Raw genomic sequence first — 2,337 nt, 5'->3', positions numbered from 1 at the left:
GTAGGCCATCACCATCTTGATCGGCGTGTCGGTTCCGTTCGCGTCGTCGGTCGGTTGTGTGTCGCTCATATCTTGATCTCCGTGTCAGTCTCCGAATCAGTTTCGACGGCGATGCTGTCGGTGGCGACGTCGCCGTCGGGGCAGATCGTCCCTCCATCAGGTCGAACCGTCCCGCCGTCCGAGCGAACGACGCCAGCGTCGTCGGGGCCGCCGAACTCGGGGTAGGTGTCGACGCCGTGTTCGGAAGAGTCGAGCCCCTCGAGTTCGTGGTCGCGGGAGACTCTCGCCTGTCCCGCCGCGCGGAGCGCGCCGAAGACGAGCGCCGTGGCGGCGAACGTCCACAACGAGATGACGACGACGCCGGTTATCTGCGGGATCGCGAGCGAGAGGAACGACGCGTTGCCGCTCCAGAACGCCGTCGCGACGAACGGGTACGCGAGCGCGCCGAGGAGGCCAGCGGAGCCGTGAACAGGGAAGACCGCACAGACGTCGTCGATCTGGAGGCGCTTCTCGACGAACTCGAAGACGATCGGCAGCTGCGCACCGGCGAGCAGGCCGATGGCGATCGCGCCGGGCCAGACGATGACGTCGGTGACGGAGGTGACGCCGACGAGGCCAGCGAGCAGGCCGTTCGCGACGTAGAGCGTGTCGACCTTTCCGGTCTTGTACGTCGCGACCCCTGCGGCACCGATCGCACCGGCGGCCATCCCGAGCGTCGTCACGAGCGCGACGCGACCGACGGTCTCGAACGATCCGAGAACGACTTCACCGGACTCTGCGAGTGCCAACGGCGACGCGGAGGTGCCGACGTTGAACCCGTACCAGCCGAACGCGAGGATGAGCGTTCCGAGGACGGCGAAGGTCATCGAGTGACCGGGGATGACGTTCACGGAGCCGTCATCGTTGAAGCGGTTCACGCGCGGGCCGATGATCCACGCCGCCGTGAGCCCGGCGATACCGCCCATCGCGTGGACGATCACGCCACCCGCGAAGTCGTAGAAGCCGAGCGCGTCGAGGAAGCCGCCGCCCCACGTGAAGCCGACGACGACCGGGTAGATCACCGCGGCGAGCAGGATGGTGTAGCCCACGTACGCGCGGAGCTTCGCGCGTCCGGCGACGGCACCCGAAACGATCGTCGCGGCCGTCATCGCGAACACCGCGCCGAAGAGCCAGTCGACCCACACGCCCGCCGAACCCGCTTCGGGCGCGTAGAGGTCTGTGAACGCGCCGACGACGGAGTAGGAGCCGCCGCCTGTCGCGCCGCCGACGATCGTCGAGATCGCCGCGCCGACGAGGAAGTAGACGATCACGCCGACGCTCCACGTCAGGAGGTTCTTCGTGAGCTGGTTCGCGACGTTCTTCGAGCGGACCTGTCCCGCTTCGAGCATCGCGAATCCGGCGTGCATAAAGAAGATCAGGAACGTGACCGTCAGGACCCACATCATGTTCACACCCTCGACGACGGCGGACAGATCAGACTGGAGTACTGTGCTCAGCATACGATACCACTCGTGGTTGGTGCACCGAATTGGTTTGGACGAACGTACATCATTTGGTCAGTTTCGATTAAATTCGTTTTCCGAATCTCGATAGATCCTATCCACATAGAGTATTAAAACACTTATCGTTTATATTGTAAACTTTTATGGGCGTATCAAGGCGTATGTAAAAATTACTATGGGATTAAAGGAATATAAGGACGAGATATCGCCAGAAGGCGGACAAATGTTGCCGGACTTCTCGACGAACATAGTATAGGTTATTCGATATGTTTGGATGACGGCTCGTCACGCGCGCCGATCAGGGCCCAAACCGCGGGTGAAAGGCTCGCGCGCACCTGCTGGGTGATCGAGCAAAAATGAGTCAGGCGGGCACCGTCACGTCGCGGATCCAACGAGGACGATCGACGCGTCACGACGTGCTGCTGCGCGTCGACGACGCGTCGCAGAGTACGAAACGGAGCAATTCGATCCAACGGAGAAAAGTCGCGATACCGCTACAATCAGATCTGTCAGGTCACGTCAGACCGCGTCGGGGCCTGTCGTCCCCGTCCGGATCTGGCAGGCCGAGTCGACAGGGAGAACGAATATCTTTCCGTCGCCCGGTTCGCCGGTGTTCGCGCCGTCTTGTATCGCGTCAACGACGTCCTGGGCCGGAATGTCGGCGACGACGCACTCGATTTTGACCTTCTGGTGCAGGTCAACCGTGTACTCCTCGCCGCGCCACTGTCCCTTCTTCGCGGGCTGGGAGCCCCGTCCCGAGACGTTCGTCACCGTCAGCGACGGCGCGCCAGTGGCGGCGAGCGACTGTTTGACGTCGCCGAGCTTGTCCGGGCGG

At 62.9% G+C, this 2,337-nt stretch carries 2 protein-coding genes; both read right to left on the bottom strand.

Translation table 11 applies throughout. The features are described 5' to 3' along the window. Positions 1-65: 65 nt before the first annotated feature. Positions 66-1,496 (bottom strand): ammonium transporter, encoded by a 1,431-nt coding sequence (locus FJT57_RS09765; RefSeq protein ID WP_203229157.1) that lies wholly within the window; start codon positions 1,494-1,496, stop codon positions 66-68. A 525-nt stretch (positions 1,497-2,021) separates the two neighbouring features. Then, positions 2,022-2,337: P-II family nitrogen regulator (locus tag FJT57_RS09760; RefSeq protein ID WP_144905306.1), on the bottom strand; the 316-nt coding region annotated here is incomplete at its 5' end.

It is taken from the genome of Halobellus captivus (assembly GCF_007655485.1).
Classification (GTDB): domain Archaea; phylum Halobacteriota; class Halobacteria; order Halobacteriales; family Haloferacaceae; genus Haloquadratum; species Haloquadratum captivum.
Note: the sequence above shows the minus strand (reverse complement) of the source record. Positions and strands in the feature narration are given on the sequence as shown.